Annotated in this window: 15 protein-coding genes and 1 pseudogene; 7 read left to right on the forward strand and 9 right to left on the reverse strand. The window is 41.8% G+C overall.

The window, feature by feature from the left end; all coding sequences use genetic code 11:
- Positions 1 to 443: 443 nt before the first annotated feature.
- Together recG and MICAI_RS15470 are read right to left on the reverse strand one after the other, a co-directional pair.
- Entirely contained in the window at positions 444 to 2,912 is a 2,469-nt protein-coding gene (gene recG / locus MICAI_RS15465) for an ATP-dependent DNA helicase RecG (protein WP_008203765.1), read from the reverse strand.
- Positions 2,913 to 2,979: 67 nt separating this feature from the next.
- Complete coding sequence (locus MICAI_RS15470; RefSeq protein WP_008203766.1) at positions 2,980 to 3,873, reverse strand: hypothetical protein; 894 nt, start codon at positions 3,871 to 3,873, stop codon at positions 2,980 to 2,982.
- A gap of 230 nt (positions 3,874 to 4,103) precedes the next feature.
- Here MICAI_RS15470 and hypE point away from each other — a divergent pair, with 230 nt between their 5' ends.
- The 5 genes and pseudogenes from hypE to MICAI_RS25105 all read left to right on the forward strand — a co-directional run bounded on the left by hypE (position 4,104) and on the right by MICAI_RS25105 (position 7,290).
- A complete protein-coding gene (gene hypE / locus MICAI_RS15475; RefSeq protein ID WP_008203767.1) occupies positions 4,104 to 5,174 on the forward strand; it encodes a hydrogenase expression/formation protein HypE in 1,071 nt (356 codons plus the stop codon).
- A gap of 335 nt (positions 5,175 to 5,509) precedes the next feature.
- A complete protein-coding gene (locus tag MICAI_RS15480; RefSeq protein WP_002732104.1) occupies positions 5,510 to 5,854 on the forward strand; it encodes a hydrogenase maturation nickel metallochaperone HypA/HybF in 345 nt (114 codons plus the stop codon).
- Positions 5,845 to 6,657: a hydrogenase nickel incorporation protein HypB gene (hypB, locus tag MICAI_RS15485; RefSeq protein ID WP_002796462.1), complete on the forward strand. Its 813-nt coding sequence runs from the start codon at positions 5,845 to 5,847 to the stop codon at positions 6,655 to 6,657. Before MICAI_RS15480 ends, hypB begins: the two co-directional genes overlap by 10 nt.
- 46 nt (positions 6,658 to 6,703) lie before the next feature.
- Positions 6,704 to 7,051: pseudogene (locus tag MICAI_RS15490) on the forward strand (type II toxin-antitoxin system HigA family antitoxin).
- 110 nt (positions 7,052 to 7,161) lie between these two features.
- Positions 7,162 to 7,290, forward strand: a complete 129-nt coding sequence (locus MICAI_RS25105) for a DNA adenine methylase (protein WP_232306212.1) — start codon at positions 7,162 to 7,164, stop codon at positions 7,288 to 7,290.
- 97 nt (positions 7,291 to 7,387) lie between these two features.
- On the opposite strand, the gene MICAI_RS15495 is transcribed toward MICAI_RS25105, so the two are convergent.
- Positions 7,388 to 9,475, reverse strand: a complete 2,088-nt coding sequence (locus MICAI_RS15495; RefSeq protein ID WP_008203774.1) for a hypothetical protein — start codon at positions 9,473 to 9,475, stop codon at positions 7,388 to 7,390.
- Between the two features lie 77 nt (positions 9,476 to 9,552).
- Between MICAI_RS15495 and MICAI_RS15500 the strand changes: the two genes are divergently transcribed.
- The gene (locus MICAI_RS15500; protein WP_008203777.1) at positions 9,553 to 10,890 is read left to right on the forward strand and encodes a proton extrusion protein PcxA; all 1,338 of its coding nucleotides are present in this window, start codon (positions 9,553 to 9,555) and stop codon (positions 10,888 to 10,890) included.
- Positions 10,891 to 10,925: 35 nt separating this feature from the next.
- Here the strand turns inward: MICAI_RS15500 and MICAI_RS15505 are convergent, their stop codons facing one another.
- Both MICAI_RS15505 and MICAI_RS15510 read right to left on the reverse strand, forming a co-directional pair.
- Complete coding sequence (locus MICAI_RS15505) at positions 10,926 to 11,720, reverse strand: Rpn family recombination-promoting nuclease/putative transposase (protein ID WP_008203779.1); 795 nt, start codon at positions 11,718 to 11,720, stop codon at positions 10,926 to 10,928.
- 36 nt (positions 11,721 to 11,756) lie between these two features.
- On the reverse strand, positions 11,757 to 13,064 hold the full coding sequence (locus MICAI_RS15510) for a hemolysin family protein (protein WP_008203781.1): 1,308 nt from the start codon (positions 13,062 to 13,064) through the stop codon (positions 11,757 to 11,759).
- 269 nt (positions 13,065 to 13,333) lie between these two features.
- Between MICAI_RS15510 and MICAI_RS15515 the strand changes: the two genes are divergently transcribed.
- Positions 13,334 to 14,818, forward strand: a complete 1,485-nt coding sequence (locus tag MICAI_RS15515; protein ID WP_039900272.1) for a glycosyl hydrolase family 57 — start codon at positions 13,334 to 13,336, stop codon at positions 14,816 to 14,818.
- Between the two features lie 372 nt (positions 14,819 to 15,190).
- Here MICAI_RS15515 and MICAI_RS15520 read toward each other — a convergent pair whose 3' ends face one another.
- The 4 genes from MICAI_RS15520 to MICAI_RS15535 all read right to left on the reverse strand — a co-directional run.
- A complete protein-coding gene (locus MICAI_RS15520; RefSeq protein ID WP_008203788.1) occupies positions 15,191 to 15,577 on the reverse strand; it encodes a type II toxin-antitoxin system VapC family toxin in 387 nt (128 codons plus the stop codon).
- Positions 15,574 to 15,837, reverse strand: coding sequence for a type II toxin-antitoxin system Phd/YefM family antitoxin (locus tag MICAI_RS15525; RefSeq protein WP_008203789.1), 264 nt, complete (start codon positions 15,835 to 15,837; stop codon positions 15,574 to 15,576). Before MICAI_RS15525 ends, MICAI_RS15520 begins: the two co-directional genes overlap by 4 nt.
- Before the next feature lie 305 nt (positions 15,838 to 16,142).
- Positions 16,143 to 16,355, reverse strand: a complete 213-nt coding sequence (locus MICAI_RS15530; protein ID WP_008203790.1) for a hypothetical protein — start codon at positions 16,353 to 16,355, stop codon at positions 16,143 to 16,145.
- Between the two features lie 36 nt (positions 16,356 to 16,391).
- Positions 16,392 to 17,543: tetratricopeptide repeat protein (locus MICAI_RS15535; RefSeq protein WP_039900273.1), on the reverse strand; the 1,152-nt coding region annotated here is incomplete at its 5' end.

Genomic DNA, 17,543 nt, shown 5'->3' on the forward strand with positions numbered 1-17,543 from the left:
ATCAGTTATCAGTTATAAGATTTGAGTTTTAAGATTTGAGTTTTAAGTTTTGAGTTTTAAGTTTTGAATGAGCAGTATGTATTAGGTGAGCCTGATCAAATGCCAGTTTGCTGCTGTCTTTTCGCTGATTACTGTTTACTGATTATACTAAATCTGCTGAGTATAGGCTACAGATCAGGAGAGGCACTCCTGCAAGCGGAGTGACTCCTAAATTATTACAGATGAGTCAGCGGCTGCGTGTAAGCATCCCACCGAAAAACTAATGCGCGGGGGGTTTGGGGGGTAGAACCCCCCAAAGGCTTGGATTGAGTGATAAAATCGAAAGTAATACTAAATCCGTTGAGTATGGGCTACATATCAAGAGAGGCACTCCTGCAAAACGGAGAATAAATAATCAGTTTTTAATAACTGGATTTAGTATTACTGATCACTGAACATCTAAATCAAGTTAAAATATCCGCTCCTAACATCCGTTGATATTTGGCTTCTAAAGCTTGTTTCAAATTGGGCAAAGTGATTAAATGGGGATCATCTAACATAATTTTTTCGGCGGCATCTCTTGCCAAAACTAACACCTCTTGATCCTCGACTAAACTAGCGAGGGCAAAATCTGGTAAACCCGATTGTCGTTGTCCTAAAACTTCCCCCGGACCGCGAAATCGCATATCCATTTCCGAGATAAAAAAGCCGTCTTGGGATTGTTCCAAAACCGTCAATCTTTGACGAGAATTAGCACTATTAGTGCCACTTAAAAGTAAACAATAGGATTGATGGGAACCTCTGCCTACGCGCCCCCGTAATTGATGTAATTGTGAAAGGCCAAAACGTTCGGCATTTTCAATTAACATCACCGTGGCATTGGGAACATCCACCCCCACTTCGATAACCGTAGTTGAGACAATAATTTGCAGAATATTATCGCGAAAAGCTGTTAAGATTTCCTCTTTTTCGGCGGAACTCATGCGACCATGGAGTAAACCGATATTAAAATTGGGAAAAATCTTTTCTGATAAATTTTGATATTCTTCCACTGCAGCCCTCACATCTAATTTTTCCGATTCTTCAATCAAGGGAAAAATCACATAAGCTTGTCTGCCTTGGGCAATTTCTCGGCGAATTAAATCATAGGCAGCCCTTCTTTGATTCCCATTTAAAGCGGTGGTTTGAATCGGTTGTCTGCCGGGGGGTAATTCGTCAATTTGACTCACATCTAAATCCCCATGTAGGGTTAAAGCTAAAGTACGGGGAATCGGTGTTGCTGTCATGGTTAAAACGTGGGGAGACTCTCCTTTGCTTAATAATCTTGCCCTTTGTTGTACCCCAAAGCGATGCTGTTCATCAATAACAACTAAACCTAATTTGCGGAAATTAACTGCATCTTGAATTAGGGCATGAGTTCCCACTAAAAGTGGTAATTCTCCTGTCTCTAATTGGGCGTGAATTTCTCGCCGTTTAGCGGTTTTTGTGGAACCAGTTAATAATTCTACGGGTAAATGTAAGAGATTAAACCAGCTAACTAACTTACGATAATGTTGTTCCGCTAAAACTTCCGTGGGAGCCATTAATGCCGCTTGATAACCGGATTGTAGGGCCGCTAAAATAGCATAAACTCCGACAATTGTTTTGCCAGAACCCACATCCCCCTGCACCAGACGATTCATCGGGGTGCTAGAATCTAAGTCCTCTAAAATTTCCTCAATAACTCGTTTTTGAGCATTGGTTAATTGAAAGGGAATTATCTGATTAAATTGATCGATTAATTGACCCCTAGCACTAAAAACGGCACTTTTCTGTGTCTGACGATACTGTTGCCGCCGCCGCAGAAAACCCAATTGTAAAAAGAAGAATTCATCAAAGACTAATCGCCGTCGCGCTTGACTGAGGCTCTCGGAATTATTGGGAAAATGAATGTTAGTAATTGCTGTTTTTAAATCGATTAATCCGTATTGTTTTCTTAGACCGAAAGGTAGGGGGTCTTTTATCGCCTCTACTGCCCCAAAAGCGGCGACTACAGCCTTCCTAATTAGGTCGGCTGGTACTCCATCGGTGAGGGGATAAACCGGCAGAATACGCCCGATTTTTAAGGACTCAATACTTGCCCCAGAACTGTCCAATAATTCAAATTCAGGATTTTCTAAAGTTAACCCATATTTTCCCGCTTTGACTAAACCACTAACCGCCACCACCGAACCGACGGGATAGAGTTTTTTTTGTCCTTCCTGCCAAGCACGATTAGTATAGCGAGTTCCCGCATAAAAACGGTTTAATTTTATCTGTCCAGTGCGATCCTGTAAGAGCAATTCAAAGATAGCTAACTTGGTATTTTTGGGGCTAGTAAAACAATTAGAGCGCTTGACATTCCCCACTAAAGTTACCGTTTCCCCCTCGGTTAAATTAGCGATATTGACTTGACGACTGTAATCCACATGATCCCGGGGATAATAATATAATAAATCTTCAACTTTGTGGAGGTTTAATCTTTCTAAAAGACTGGCTTTTCTCTCTCCCACTTCCGCTAGATATTTCAAGGGTTGTTCGAGGGTAACTTGCCGTGGAGAATTAGCCTTTGCCGTGATGGGAGTGGTATTAATAATTTTTGCCGCAGCTGGTTCTTTTGGGGTAGGGGTTGCTTCTAAAGTTTGCCGTAATTGTTGCAAAAAATTGCGAGTTTCGACGACTAATTGTTGTCTTTGTTTGGGATTAAATTGGGAATATTGGGCAAATTTTTGGGCTAATTCTCGCCAGCGATTTCTCTCACTGGTGGCAATTCCCACGGGAGGATTATCCCCGAAACTAAGACACAAAAACTCGCTAAAACGGTATTGATTTCCCTGAAGATCTGGATAACCTTTTTCCGCTTCCACAGATAAGGCTTTTTGTAATCTCACCCAGTCGGGTATTTCCCCTTTCATAATTGCCTCTTGACTCCAAATTTCCTAGTATTATGTTTCCCTAATACCTCTGTTTAATTATAACTGATTAATCATACCAACTACTGCGCCACGCCGCTTCCGCTTGAGCGATAGTATATTCTTTGCGAATACGATGATATTGTTCTCCTAGACGATTTAATTGTTCCCAAAGGGAGCGAATTTGATTTCTTTCGACACTTAAGCGAGCATCAGCAAATTCCAGTTCAGCCATTCGTAGATGAATTGCCGTTACTTTAGTAACTTTGCCGCTTGAAAAATCCTGATCATCCCCATCATTTTCATCTTCATCTTTTTCCTCCTCTGGTTCAGGGTTTTTAGCTTCCACTAGAATGTTTAACATATTATTTCCTCCCCCTAGAGACTGTCTTTCTTCTCCCGCTTCAATTGCCATATCGATAATTTGACTGGGTAGATGAGGGGGAAGAATATAAGCTTTTTGTAGTTGCTGATTAATTTGTTTAGAGAGATGATTGAGAATCTCGATACAGTTTTTTTCCAGCACTCGACAACAATGGAGTAAAATATCGGGGTTATTAATCTCTCCAGTTGCGGCTAGATTTTCCGGTTTGTTTAGAAAAAGTTTCAAGAAATCTGGGGTGTTAACTGTCTCTGCTGGACTTTTTGGCAATCCTACCCCTGAAAATGCCCCTCGATCGAAGCTCCGCTCACCCAATTGCTGTAAACTGGCTTTAGCCTCTTGTCCTAGAGTTTTGATCTCCTCTTGCAGTTTCTGACGATTGCTGTGGGAGAGAGCCAGAAATTCCCCCCCATAGTAACGGGTACAGATATAATACACTGCCCCGATCTCCTGTTTATAGAGAGATTCACCGAGTAAATCAAGATAAATTCGGTATTTTTCTCGCATTTTTTCGGCTAAATTTGCCACTTCCGTTTCTATGTTCTTTAAATCTTGTTGTAGCTTGTTCAGTCTTCCAGTCATAGAGATTTTACCGAGGGAGAAGTTAGCGATCGGCGAACTCTATTATAGCGACTCACTGTCAGCTATAGCGCCCTGACCAGGGGGAGATGTTCAGACGAAAAGAAGGTAAACTGGAATCTGTGCCGCGTTGATCGTCTTTAAATTTCACTAGCGTTTCTGATCAAGATAAAGTCTAACCTAATTTGCTATCGACCAGCGACTCGCCAAAATGAAAACTTCCTACCTCACCTATGACTAGCGCTCCTTCAGCTTCTTTAAAATTAAAAAAAACAAAAATTACCGACACAAATATCACTCTCTCCCATGGCAGTGGTGGCAAAGCAATGCGGGATTTAATTAACGAGATATTCGTTAATAACTTTGATAATAACCTACTGGCAACCCTTGAAGATCAAGCCCGATTTGAGATTAAAGATTTGGCTGGAATAGGCGATCGCTTGGCATTTACCACCGATTCCTATGTGGTTTCTCCTCTATTCTTTCCGGGGGGTGATATTGGCAGTTTAGCAGTCAATGGAACTGTTAATGATTTGGCTGTCGGTGGGGCAATTCCTCTCTATCTCAGTTGTAGTTTTATCCTCGAAGAAGGTTTATCTATCGACACCCTAAAAACCATCGTTACCAGCATGAAAATAGCCGCCGAAAAAGCAGCAGTAAAAATCGTCACTGGGGATACAAAAGTCGTTCCCAAGGGACAAGGAGATCAAATATTTATTAATACCTCTGGAGTGGGAGTAATTCCGGCTGGAATCAATTCCGGGGCGAATAATTTACAAGTTGGCGATCGCATTTTGCTGAACGGTTTTCTGGGGGATCACGGAGCCGCCATTCTGATTGCTAGGGGCGAATTAGACCTGCAATGCACAATCGAAAGCGATTGTCAAGCCCTGAATTCTTTAATTTCTGCAATTCTGGCCGTTTGCCCGGAAGTTAAAGCGATGCGGGATGCCACTAGAGGCGGATTAGCCACGGTTTTAAACGAATTTGCCCAAAGTTCAGGGGTGGGAATACAGGTACAGGAAACGGCGATCCCCATCCGGGAAGAAGTGCGAGGAATGTGCGAATTATTGGGCTTAGAACCGCTTTATCTGGCAAATGAGGGCAAATTAGTCCTTGTCGTGCCTCCGGAGGCGGAAAATCGCGTTTTAGCAGTGATGCGTTCCCATCCTGACGGTAAAAATGCCGCTTCTATCGGGGAAGTCGTCGCTTCTCCCCCCAATTTAGTTTACTTAAAAACCCCTTTCGGCACTAAAAGGATTCTCGATATGTTAGTCGGTGAACAATTACCGAGAATATGTTAATTAGGGTTTGCTGAAAAAGTTTGTTGTTAGGGTTAGAAGTCAGGAGTCAGTAGTCAGGAGTCAGGAGTCAGGAGTCAGGAGTCAGGAGTCAGTAGTCAGTAGTCAGGAGTCAGGAGTCAGGAGTCAGTAGTCAGTAGTCAGGAGTCAGTAGTCAGGAGAATTAAAAATGAATAATAATCAATTAAATGGTCTATTTACAGATTTTAGGCAATTTAATCCTTATTTTTGCTGTTTTGAACCCTCAAATAGTTGGGGTTTTGGGGTTTTAGTTGAAATTTCCTTGATAACTGATAACTGATAACTGATAACTGATCACTGATCACTGATAACTGAAAATGCACGAACTAGGAATCACCCAAAATATTATCGAACTTGCCTTAGAACATTCCCGAGGGATGAAAGTTAAGCGCGTGGTGTTAGAGATTGGTAAACTAACGGCAATTATGCCAGAATCGATCGCTTTTTGTTTTGATACCTGTTGTCAAGGTACTAATATAGAGGGGGCAATGTTAGAGATTCTGGAAATTTCTGGTTTAGGACAGTGCCAAGATTGCGGAAATGAGCTAGAACTAGAATATCCCTACGGAATCTGCGATCGATGTGGTAGTCGCAATATAATCATTTTACAGGGACAAGAATTAAATCTCAAATCGTTGGAGACAGAATCCTTATGTGTGTAACCTGTGGTTGTTCTGATAACTCGGAAGTGACGGTAACTAATCCGCAAACGGGAACCCATGAACATATTTTAGCCGATGGTACTGTTATTAGTCATAGCCATCACGATCACGATCATGAGCATCCCCATCATCCCGCGGAAATTCACGCTCAAATTCATGGCAACATTCTCCAAGTTGAGCAAAATCTGCTGGCAAAAAATAATCTGTTAGCGGCACAAAATCGCGGTTGGTTGAAGGGGAGAAAAACTGTTGCTCTTAATCTGGTTTCTTCTCCCGGTTCGGGAAAAACTACCCTGTTAACTCGCACAATTGCCGATTTAAAAACCGCTATTCCTATCAGTGTGATTGAGGGAGATCAAGCAACTGCCAATGATGCCCAAAAAATTAGTGAAACCGGTTGTCAGGTTATCCAAATTAACACCGGAACAGGTTGTCATTTAGAAGCATCAATGGTAGAGAGAGGATTAATCGAACTCGATCCACCGATGAATTCTTTAGTCATGATCGAAAATGTCGGTAATCTAGTTTGTCCTGCTTTATTTGATTTGGGAGAAAATGCCAAAGTCGTCATTCTTTCCGTCACCGAAGGAGAAGATAAACCGATTAAATATCCCTATATGTTCCACGCTTCTCAAGTCATGATCTTGACAAAAATAGACCTACTACCCTACGTTAATTTTAACCTCGATCGCTGTTTAGATTATGCCTATCAAGTTAATCCCAATTTGAAAGTTTTTCAAGTTTCCGCTACCACAGGAGAAGGTTTAGATGCTTGGTACAGTTGGTTAAAATCGCTGGTTTAAGTTAAGCAGTAACACACCCAAAAAGTTCAGTCTAACCGAAAGAAAAATGACTCTAGCACTTGATGACAATATTTATAATCAACTGTTGACTAAATTTCAACCCAAGATTATTGAAAATGAAGAAGAATATGAGCAAGCGCGTCATCTTCTGCTTAATCTAATGAGTAAACAGGATCGACTACCAGAAGAAACCGCGATGGTTAAATTAATGGCGACAATTATTCAGGATTTTGATGTCAAACAACCTCAACCCGAACCAGCTTCACCACAGGAAGTATTATTACACTTAATGTCAGCTAACAACAGGAAACAAGCTGATTTAGTTGGTAAAATTGGTTCTAAGGGTGTGGTTTCAGAAATTGTTAATGGCAAGCGATAGATTAGTAAAGCTTAAGGTAAAATTTTAGGATAGATTTTCAATGTTTCCCCCAGTGTATTCATTTAAGTTGATATTAACTGCCAATGAAAACAATCGTCATTGTTCCACCGATTAAATGTTAAGGTATGAAAACTAAACTGGTATCATCGATCAAAAGTTTTGCTGATTCGCTAAACTTTTATCGCTGGATAGAACCCTTTTGTGGTCTGGGGTTGGTAGCTTTTAATTTACAACCCAAAAAGGCCTTATATTAAATATAGTTATTAAAAACTGATTATTTATTTCCCCTTTTGCCTCTTGCCTATTGCCTGAGTGCCTATCCTAACCAAAAAGTTAATTTTGTTCTAGTACCTAATCATATTCTTTTGCCGCTTGTACTAAGGATAAAAGTTGTCCGGTTTGATCGGTTCCCGATACTCCTAAATCACTGTGACAGAGTATAACTTTTTCGCTTACCCTTGCTAATAAATCCCTTAAAACTCTCTGTAAACGGGACTGATTTTCCTCTAATTCTGCTTCTGTTGTCCAGCGTTGATAGGGACTTTCTCGCCAAAAAATTGGCGCAGCAAAAAGAGTAGCAGCACCTCCTTGTTCCCAGAGTGGAGAGGAACAATCTAGCCAAAAATGCCAACGATGACTAGAACGAAAAGAACGATATTGAAAGATATTGCCTAGGGTAACTGCCGAGGAAGATTTAATAAATTGTCGCACAGGATAGGGATTAGCGGTAATTGTACCACGGCGCAAAAGTTGGATAAACTGACTAATAGTGTCGCTGGGACTTTGAAAAGAGGGTTCACTCTCACGCAAACGGCGATCAATCTCCCAAAAATGTTGGGCAGTTTCCATTAATTCTCGCAAAGCTGCCAAGTGATCGAAGGGCAAATTTTCCCCATCGTTTAATAATTGTTCGATCGCTTGATTTAAGACAAAAATCGGGAAAAGTTTGGCTTCTTGCTGCCGTTTTTTCATCCCTTCGATCCAGTGACAAATTCTTTCGTAGGCAGTACAAGCTTTTTGTCCTAAGCGATCCCAACGGGGAAAAGTTTCGCTCACTAATAAACGGGGATTTTCCGGATGCACTTGATAACAATAATCGGCAATTAATCCAGCGCGGACCGGATCGATATCGGGAATTAACTCTTCTTCATCCCAGCGATAACGGCTGAAAATCACCAGCATTTCCGCTAGGGCCTCTTGGGGGGCTAAACGCCCCAAATTTGGGTAAACAAGGGCGAGAAGGGTCAATAATGCTCGAATCAGAGGACAACTGATCAGGGGTCGTTGTTCGTTGAGGGGTTGAACGGCTATCCCTGCACCGGTTAAAATTTCCATCAGGCTATAACGGGCGATTTCGTCTAAACCGGGGGCAATAACGGCGATTTCTTCGGCTTTTACTGCTCCTTGCTTGACTGCTTGAATAATAGCTGTGGCTGTCTTCCGTAACAATTCAGCGCGAGAGGTGGTTTGCAGGGAGATGAATTGATCGGGAAGATTGCCAAGATAGTTACCGTCGCTGACTAAGGAGAGAATCGTCTCGCTAAACTGAGCAGCTAACCCCTTAGTGGTAGATAATGGCATAATTTGACAGCGTGTTGCTAATTTTTGTAGATAATCGGGATCGGCAGTTAATCCTAAGCGGATTTTTCCCTGGGGATTGTAGGTAAAAACGCTAAAACAATCATGATCGAGGAAAAAACTGAGTAAATCCTTGGCAATAGCCGGATAATCGTCCACATCGTCCGCAAAAACTGCCCGGAAGCGTTTTAATAGTTGCTGTTGATAACGACTATCAGGGAATAAATAGCGCCAATAGAGTTCGTAGATGATACCATAACTTAATAAACCACGTTCTAGAGACCAATCACGCCATTGAATGATTAATTCTCCCACTTTTTCTGGTGTTTCCTGCTCATTAATCGCTAAAACTCGTTTTAAATCTGTTTCTGATAATCCCTCGGCTAATCTTTCCGGTATCTTTTCTGCGGGAACACCACTAGCGCCGGCTAATTGTAACAGATCGAGAACTTGACGGACGAAACGATATTCATTTATGCTAGTAAGCTGGAAGAATTTAGCGATCGCTGGTTGCCAGAGACGGGTGGCGAGTTCCTGCTCCGTTTCTGGGCGTAATCGGCGGGGAAATTGCGCTTTTAGCCCCAAAAACTCGAAAATTAACGGCCAAAACAGGATGACTTCATCGGTGAGAAAACCTAAAGGGGTTTTGCAGAGAATCGGATAGCTACCCTTAACGGCAACGGCTAATTGATCGGCTAATTCCCGTTTATTATCATCGTTGGCAGCGAAAACTAAGATCGATCGGGGAAGGGGGGATGATTTTGAGCGCTCGCGAGACACCCAGCGCCGAAATTCCCCGACTAAAGCGGTGGTTTTTCCTGATCTCGTGCCACCTTCGATCCAAATTGGTATGATTGACATCGTTTTTTCTCGATTGTATTTGTTAAGATGACTGATCGGTACTCTAGCTTTTTTCCTTGTGGAAGTAATTGTTTTCTATGAATCTTAATCGGATTTTGCAAGGTGTTAATCAATGGTTATTACAAACTCCTGAACGTTCTTTAGATGAGGCGTATCATGCAGCTTTGAAGATTAAGGAGATAGAAGACAAGCATTTTCAAGGGCGAAAAGTGGCCAATGGGTTCTCGAATTATGGCACTACCACTAATTCCTATTTTATCGCAGAAGTTAAAGGTTATCTGCAAAAAATTAAAGTCAGATTGACTGAGTTTAAAGCTAGTCGCTCGATCGTTAATACTTTCGGACCCAATCAACCGACAATTAATAATGGGGTGATTACTGTCACCACAGATGTTTGTCTGAAAAAACTTCAGTTTATCGATAGTGTTATCGGAAAATATCAAGGTAATTATTGGCAAGAAGATATTGAAGATGTCCCCAAAAGTCTCCAGAACCGAAATTTTGAGCAGGAAACAGACAAAAATAAGACTTCCAGAAATCGCTCTTTTTTAGCGGCCGGTAGTCCTGAAGAGGAGGAAATAATCAAAAGTAATAAATCCCAAAAAGCTACGGAAAAACCAGGGGTTTTACCCCGTTCTTTTGTCAATACTTTTAATCGCATTAAACAGGAAATCGATCCGCAAGCGGAGGAATCCGAGGAGGCAGTTTTAAAGAAATTTCGCAATTCTCGTTATAAAACAGCCATTTCTCTCAAGTTTATTTTACTGTTAATTATTGTTCCTTTATTAACCCAACAATTAACCAAAACTTTCCTGATTACCCCCTTGGTTAATAAATATTTCCAACGGCATGAACAGTTTATTTTTATCAATCAGGATTTAGAAGAAGAAGCTTTTTCGGAATTGAGAAGATTTGAGGAAGCTTTACATTTTCGAGGTATGATTGGTTTAGCACCCAAATTATCTAACGAAGAAATCGAGGGAGAAATTACTAAAAAAGCGGCGGTACTAAGTGAAGAATTTCGCCAACGAGGTTTAAATGCGATCGCTAATATTTTCGCCGATATTTGTTCCCTGATTGCCTTTGGTTTTGTTATCGCTTTTAGTCGTCGGGAAATCGAGATTGTCAAGTCTTTTCTTGATGGCATTCTCTACAATCTTAGCGATTCAGCTAAGGCTTTTTTAATTATTCTCTTTACCGATATATTTGTCGGTTTCCACTCTCCCCACGGTTGGGAAGTGATCCTAGAAGGTTTAAGTCGTCATTTCGGTTTGCCGGAAAATCGCGAGTTTAATTTTCTCTTTATCGCCACTTTTCCCGTTATCTTGGATACAGTCTTAAAATATTGGATTTTCCGTTATCTCAATCGCATTTCTCCCTCGGCAGTGGCTACCTATCGTAATATGAATGAATAGGGTAAAATCAGGGAGAAACTTGATAATTTATCCTTCTAATTTGGGGGGGATAATTTGGCTGCCGTCTCTTGTACTTTGGTAGATTCTAATTGCAAAGCAGTGGCAATCTGTTCTATACTTAAACCTAAAGCTAGTAAACCAGCGATCGCTTCAGTTTTAGCTTCTTCACGACCTTCTTCTTTAGCTTCTTGATAAAGTCGAGTCTGTCTGAGATCATCTAATCCGAACATAGCTTCTAACTCCGTGCGACTAAGATTAGTAAATTTATAGGCTAAGGTTCTTTCAATTAATTCTATAACTTTTTGCTGGAAAACTAGATCATCAATTTGAGCGATCGCTTTTTCTAAAAGTGGTTTTCCTCGTTGCTGTGCTAATTGGGGTGTAGCGACGATTAACTGAATAATTCCTAAACCCAGAGACAAATCTGGACTATCGATTAATTCATCTAAATAAATACGTCTGATCTGTCCCGTTATCTCAAATCCCCGCAGTTGATAGGGAAAATTATGATCGAGATCCCTGGAGGCAAATAAAGCTACAGCCATCCAATCCTGAACGGGTTTATACTGATTGAGATAGATGACAATTTCTGTTAAAAACCGCCAATAAAAATCACTTTTATCCTGAAATTGCACTTCAACAAAGTAAATAATTAGTTCCGGTGCTGCTGTGGTCGGTAAAAAAATACCGTCAAAACGACGAGCTAATTCTTTGATTTCTCGGGAGGAGAATTGATAATTTTCAGCTTTCTGGGTTGATTCTCCCAGTAATTCAAAAATTAAACCAGGAAAAGTTTGCAAGAGTTGATAAAAAATTGTATCGGTCTTCACAAGCTTAAAATAATCTAGATATTTACTAACAATTACTTACAAATCATCCAACAAGAGCGTAACTAACACCTTATCGACGCGATTACCGTCCATATCCACCACTTCCAAACGCAACCTTTGCCATTCAAAATGATCGGCAGCCCCCGGAATCCTGCCAAGATGGGTAATAATAAAACCCCCTAAAGTGTGATAATTGCCCTGTTTTTCCCCGGGTAATTCACTGATTTCAAATAATTCTTTAAAATCTTCGATCGCCACTGTGCCATCGATCAACCAAGAACCATCTTCCCGCTGCACGATCTGAGCATCTTCAATATTATCTAATTGGGGTAAATCGCCGACAATTGCCTCTAAAATATCCTTGCGCGTCACCAATCCTTGAATCACCCCGTACTCATCCACTACCAAGGCAATATGATGACCACTTTGCTGCACCAATTCTAAAACCTTTAAACCCCTAGTGCTTTCCGGCACAAAAAGCGGCTGCTGTAAATCCTTCGTTAGGTCGAAACTTTCACCGGTTAAACAATCCGCTAATAAGTCTGTGACTTCAATTACCCCCAAAACCTCATCTAAACTGCCCTGACACACGGGAAAACGGGTATGATTGCTCTCAATTAGCTTCTGGCGGTTAATTTCGGCACCATCTTCCAAATCTAGCCAAACAACATCCGGACGCGTGGTCATAATCTGACTGACTCGGCGATCGCCCAATCCTAACACCCTTTCCACCATATCCTGTTCTGCTTCCTCAAAGGTTCCCGCTTCGGTTCCCTGTTTAAGCATAATTTTCAATTCTTCCTCCGTAATTGGGGAATCATTATTATTACCGCTAATCCCCAACAAACCGAGAATCAGATTAGTCGATTGACTCAAAAGATGGACAACAGGCGAAACAATTTTCGATAAGCGATCGAGAGGACCTGCAACAAGGATAGCGATTTTTTCGGGATTACTTAAACCTAAACGTTTCGGCACTAATTCCCCCACCACCAGGGATAGATAGGTAATAATTAACACCACTAATCCTAATCCCAAAGCTTGATTGTAGGGGGCTAAAACAGGAACTTGCGCTAATAATTTCGCCACACTTGCCGACAAATTCGCTCCTCCGTAGGCCCCGGCAAAGATTCCCACGAGGGTAATGCCAATCTGCACCGTCGATAAAATTTGATTGGGATCATTGGCCAATTTTAAGGCCACCGCCGCCCGTCGATCATCTCTGGCTAATTGTTCCAAACGGATTTTGCGGGCCGAGACAATGGCAATTTCCGAGAGAGCAAAGACTCCATTGAGGAGGATGAGGAAGAAGATAACAAGAATTTCGGTAGTCGCCGAGAACATGGTTAGAATTTACAGGTAAAAGGGCGGATAGTTGTTTGGATCATAGTGCGAGGATCGGTTAAGTTCAGTAAAGAATCATCTTGATTTTTAACGAGTTACGAAGGCTTGTGTCGGGAGGGGGGGTACTCCCAGTATAAATGGGATAGGATAAAGTTCGCGCTCTTAGCTCAGTTAGCAGTGAACAGTCAAGAGTGACCTGTTGCCAGTAAAAAAAAGTTGTCCCTGGGAGAGTGGGGACAAACTATCTCAATCTATTCGCCTGAAAAATTATGATCGCTACACCCGTATCATCGAAATCGAACGCTATGACGGAAATCCGCCCCGGACTACCGACTATTTGCGGTTGGGAACAGGAAATCGCGGCGATTGTCAATCACGATGATCCGATCTTTTTACCGACGACAAATCTCAAATTAGACAATATTGAGGCTGGTTTTGCCTGTGCCTTGCATATGCACCAACCCACCATCCCCGCGGGTGTTAACGGTGAATTAATCTGCAATCTCCAGTATATGTTCGAGCATCAAGGGGATGGTGATAACCATAATGCCAGCGTTTTTGCCTGGTGTTACAGTCGCATGGGCGATTTTATCCCGGAATTGGTGGCGGAAGGCTGTAATCCCCGGATTATGCTCGATTATTCCGGCAATCTCCTCTGGGGTTTGGTACAGATGGGACGGCAGGATATCCTCGATAAACTCAAATTAATCACCTGTAACAGTCAATATCAACCCTATGTGGAATGGTTGGGGACGATGTGGAGTCATGCGGTAGCCCCTTCCACACCGATTCCTGATCTAAAATTACAGATGCAAGCATGGCAAACCTATTTTGCCTCGATTTTTGGCCCGGATGCTCTGAAACGAGTCAAAGGGTTCTCTCCCCCGGAAATGCACCTTCCTAACCATCCTGATACCCTCTACGAGTATATTAAAGCTCTGAAAGAATGCGGCTATCGTTGGTTATTGGTACAGGAACACTCGGTGGAAAATCTCGACGGTTCGGGATTGAGTCAGGAACAAAAATATATTCCTAATCGCCTGGTGGCCCGTAATTCTCGCGGTGAAGTGATTGCGATTACTGCTTTGATTAAAACCCAGGGTTCCGACACCAAATTGGTCGCCCAAATGCAACCCTACCACGAGGCCAAATCCCACGGTAAACAGCAAATCGGCGGCCTTTGGGTTCCTTCCCTTGGTTCCCAGATTGCCGACGGTGAAAATGGTGGCGTGATGATGAATGAATTTCCTCGCGATTTTCCCACTCCTTGGCGGGAAATGCGGGGAGGTTCCAGTGTGGCAGGATTTAACGGCACGGAATATCTGGAGTTAATCGAGGCCGCTGGTGTTAATCCCCAAGATTATCCGCCAATTCAAGCCGTACACCAGCATAAAATCTGGCAGCGAGTTAATCCCGATGCCGCTACCCCGGAAGCAGTGGAACAGGCGATCGCTGAGTTAAAACAGACCGACCACCGTTTTAGCATGGATGGGGCATCTTGGACAAATGATCTCAGTTGGGTGCGCGGTTACGAAAATGTCCTGGAACCGATGAACCAATTAAGCGCTCAATTCCACGAGAAATATGATCCTTTGGTACAGGCGGATTCTAGCTTCACCCGACGACCGGATTATCTGGAGGCACTGCTTTATAATTTGCTCCTGCAAACCAGTTGTTTTCGTTATTGGGGCCAGGGTACTTGGACCGATTATGCCCGCACTTTGTACGAAAGAGGCGCGGCCTTAACCCGCTAAGATGGTAAGGTATCTAGGGTGCAGATTCTGCGCCCTAGTAATACAAAAATATTACTAGGTGATGTTCCCCGATAACGACCGCTACCGGCATTGATCTCAAAAAGCTAGAAGATTTAATTAGGGTTAGCTGAATATAACTGGAAGCATTACTAGACAATGGTTTTGCGCTTTTTTAGCCAAAAAAGTCCCAGAAACAGACGTTATGCCACCATGAGAGGAAAAAAGGTAAGCTGTTCGTAATTTAAATTGCTTGTTGAGACGAGGCAAAAGGCAACAGTAAAGGGATTGGGGGAGGTTCGGCTAATTTAAAAATAAGCGGTTTAAATGCGTCTTAGCTTATCTCTTCTCGAATCTCGAAGATATTGAAACTATCTACCAATCTATCTGAACAGGATATTTTGCTAATATTGAATCATGGCTAATCAGTCTAGCATTTTCAAGATTAGCTTGAGTAACTAACAAGCGGTCAAATGGATCTTTATGGATGTTAGGTAAAGTATTTAAAGCTAAAACATGGCTGACTGTAATTGAGAAAAGGCCAATTTGGTTAGTTTCCTGCTGAGTATTAATCATTTCTGCTAAAGGTATCTTGAGTGATAGTTTACCTAGTTGTAGTTTGATTTGCATTTCCCAAATACTTGTAATACTAAGTAATAGCGTATTACTAGGATCTCTACACAGTTCTAAAGCTCTTTGAGAGAGTTTTTCTGGTTCGCTATCCCACCAAATAAATGTATGGGTATCTAAAAGAAATTTCATGATTCACCTGTCCAAAATTCTTCAGGAAGTGGCTCATCAAAATCTTCGCTAGTCCTAATTTTTCCAGCGTGTAGTCCTGGTTGTCGTAACTTAGGAGAAGGAGTTTCAGACGTTGTTTTTTCAGTATCTCCCCAAGGAATTAGACGAGCTACAGGCTTGTTTCCTTCGGTTATAATAATTTCAGTATCTACCTTTATTAAGGCAAGTAGTTCTTGTAAAGTTAACTGTACTTGATTGAGATCAATAGTTTTTTTTGACATGAATAATTTTCTCTCTTTATTTACTTCACAAAATAAAACAGGATTCAGTGATAACTGCCTCACAAGTTAATAAAGGTTTGGCAACTTTTTCCCATTGCTGAATTGCCCAATTGTGATAATTATCACTCTAGTATGTCTTGGAATCGCAGATCTTTTATTTAATTGGGGGTTAAACTACCAAGAATGGCTAGGACTTGCTGAAAAAGTACGGGCGAAGATTCGGGCAATAACTTATCGCTGAAACCGTAGATTTCCTATCCGAATGCTTCGCCCCTACAGGACGTGATCAATAAACTGTTTGCGTTTCATACAACAATTTTCTCTTCTTGGTAGTTTCCCCTAGTAGCGGCAATTGCTTCCTGTTTATTCAATTCTAATGCTTCGCTAAGAGTAATTTTTAGGGTTTCTAATAACTGATCACGAGATGCTTCTTGACAGTTAACTCCCGGAATTTCTTCTATCCAACCAATCCACCAATCTCCGTCTGGCTGAATGATAGCTGTGTAGGTGTTAGTCATAGAATATCTCCTTAGCTAAAATACAAATATATATTATTATACTCGATTTAGGAAACTCTGAAACCGCTCATCTCCCCGAATCTGCTCAAAATCTTTATCCGTTTTCGCCATATCCTGATATTCGACATCAAGATTGATGGCGCGTTGTAAGTTTTCGATAGCTAATTCCACATTGTTTTGTAAGCCATAACAAACAGCTTTATTGTAGTAAGGATTAGCATCATTTGGATTAATTTTAATAGCACGATCACAAGATTCTAGTGCATCTTTATATCGTCCCATACAAGTTAAAACATATCCTCGATTATCCCAAGCATAAGGGTCATCGGGTTTAATTTCTAAAGCTCGATCATAGGATGCGATCGCTTCTTCAAATCTGCCTAAATCATCTAACGCACTCCCTCGGTTGTACCAAGCTTGATGGTCATCGGGTTTAATTTCTAAAGCTTTGTCGAAGGATGCGAGCGCTTCTGCAAATCTGCCTAAATCAGCTAACGCAACCCCTCGGTTGTACCAAGCTTGATGGTCATCGGGTTTAATTTCTAAAGCTTTGTCGAAGGATGCGAGCGCTTCTGCAAATCTGCCTAAATCAGCTAACGCAACCCCTCGGTTGTACCAAGCTTCAGGGTCATCGGGTTTAATTTCTAAAGCTCGATCGAAGGATGCGAGCGCTTCTTCCAATCTGCCTAAATTACCTAACGCAACCCCTCGGTTGTACCAAGCTTCATGGACATCGGGTTTAAATTCTAAAGCTCGATCGTAGGATGCGATCGCTTCTTCCAATCTGCCTAAATTACCTAACGCAACCCCTCGGTTGTACCAAGCTTCATGGTAATCGGGTTTAATTTCTAAAGCTCGATCGTAGGATGCGATCGCTTGTTCAAATCTGCCTAAATTACCTAACGCAATCCCTCGGTTGTTCCAAGCTTTATGGTAATCGGGTTTAATTTCTAAAGCTTTGTCGTAGGACGCGATCGCTTCTTCAAATCTGCCTAAATCATCTAACGCAACCCCTCGGTTGTACCAAGCTTGATGGTCATCGGGTTTAAATTCTAAAGCTTTGTCGAAGGATGCGATCGCTTGTTCAAATCTGCCTAAATTAGCTAACGCAATCCCTCGGTTGTTCCAAGCATCATGGTCATCGGGTTTAATTTCTAAAGCTCGATCGTAGGATGCGATCGCTTGTTC

Source organism: Microcystis sp. T1-4 (genome assembly GCF_000297435.1).
In the GTDB taxonomy this organism is placed as follows: Bacteria; Cyanobacteriota; Cyanobacteriia; order Cyanobacteriales; family Microcystaceae; genus Microcystis.

Excerpts from the sequence above, each read along its gene's own strand:
- MICAI_RS15495 (WP_008203774.1), bottom strand. The coding sequence starts at position 9,475 with ATGTCAATCATACCAATTTGGATCGAAGGTGGCACGAGATCAGGAAAA.
- MICAI_RS15530 (WP_008203790.1), bottom strand. The coding sequence starts at position 16,355 with ATGACTAACACCTACACAGCTATCATTCAGCCAGACGGAGATTGGTGG.
- hypB (WP_002796462.1), top strand. The coding sequence starts at position 5,845 with ATGTGTGTAACCTGTGGTTGTTCTGATAACTCGGAAGTGACGGTAACT.
- MICAI_RS15510 (WP_008203781.1), bottom strand. The coding sequence starts at position 13,064 with ATGTTCTCGGCGACTACCGAAATTCTTGTTATCTTCTTCCTCATCCTC.
- hypE (WP_008203767.1), top strand. The coding sequence starts at position 4,104 with ATGACTAGCGCTCCTTCAGCTTCTTTAAAATTAAAAAAAACAAAAATT.
- MICAI_RS15500 (WP_008203777.1), top strand. The coding sequence starts at position 9,553 with ATGAATCTTAATCGGATTTTGCAAGGTGTTAATCAATGGTTATTACAA.
- MICAI_RS15520 (WP_008203788.1), bottom strand. The coding sequence starts at position 15,577 with ATGAAATTTCTTTTAGATACCCATACATTTATTTGGTGGGATAGCGAA.
- MICAI_RS15525 (WP_008203789.1), bottom strand. The coding sequence starts at position 15,837 with ATGTCAAAAAAAACTATTGATCTCAATCAAGTACAGTTAACTTTACAA.
- MICAI_RS25105 (WP_232306212.1), top strand. The coding sequence starts at position 7,162 with ATGAAAACTAAACTGGTATCATCGATCAAAAGTTTTGCTGATTCGCTA.
- MICAI_RS15515 (WP_039900272.1), top strand. The coding sequence starts at position 13,334 with ATGATCGCTACACCCGTATCATCGAAATCGAACGCTATGACGGAAATC.
- MICAI_RS15470 (WP_008203766.1), bottom strand. The coding sequence starts at position 3,873 with ATGACTGGAAGACTGAACAAGCTACAACAAGATTTAAAGAACATAGAA.
- recG (WP_008203765.1), bottom strand. The coding sequence starts at position 2,912 with ATGAAAGGGGAAATACCCGACTGGGTGAGATTACAAAAAGCCTTATCT.
- MICAI_RS15480 (WP_002732104.1), top strand. The coding sequence starts at position 5,510 with ATGCACGAACTAGGAATCACCCAAAATATTATCGAACTTGCCTTAGAA.